Genomic DNA, 287 nt, shown 5'->3' on the forward strand with positions numbered 1-287 from the left:
TCGACTTTCCAGCACCGTTCGGACCGACGATTCCCACTAACGAACCAGCCTGCACTACAAAATTCACATCGAAGAGCACTGTATTTTTTCGATAGGAAGCGGACAGATTCTCTACTTGAAGCACTGCTTCAGCCATGCTATTTTCCTCCTTCGCTTAATGCTTCATAAATCGTATTGATATTATGGCGATACATTCCTATATAAGTTCCTTCTTCTGTTCCTTCCTCACCCATTGCATCAGAGTAAAGCTCCCCGCCTAATGTAACGTTAATTCCTTCACTTTTCGC

2 protein-coding genes are annotated in these 287 nt (G+C 43.6%); both read right to left on the bottom strand.

Annotation, left to right across the window (positions count from 1 at the left end):
- On the bottom strand, positions 1-136 hold a 136-nt coding region (locus tag ABS784_RS17055; RefSeq protein ID WP_352513381.1), incomplete at its 3' end, for an ATP-binding cassette domain-containing protein.
- 1 nt (position 137) lies between these two features.
- Positions 138-287: metal ABC transporter solute-binding protein, Zn/Mn family (locus tag ABS784_RS17060; RefSeq protein ID WP_352513383.1), on the bottom strand; the 150-nt coding region annotated here is incomplete at its 5' end.

This window comes from Geobacillus sp. G4 (genome assembly GCF_040327975.1).
Taxonomy (GTDB): domain Bacteria; phylum Bacillota; class Bacilli; order Bacillales; family Anoxybacillaceae; genus Geobacillus; species Geobacillus thermoleovorans.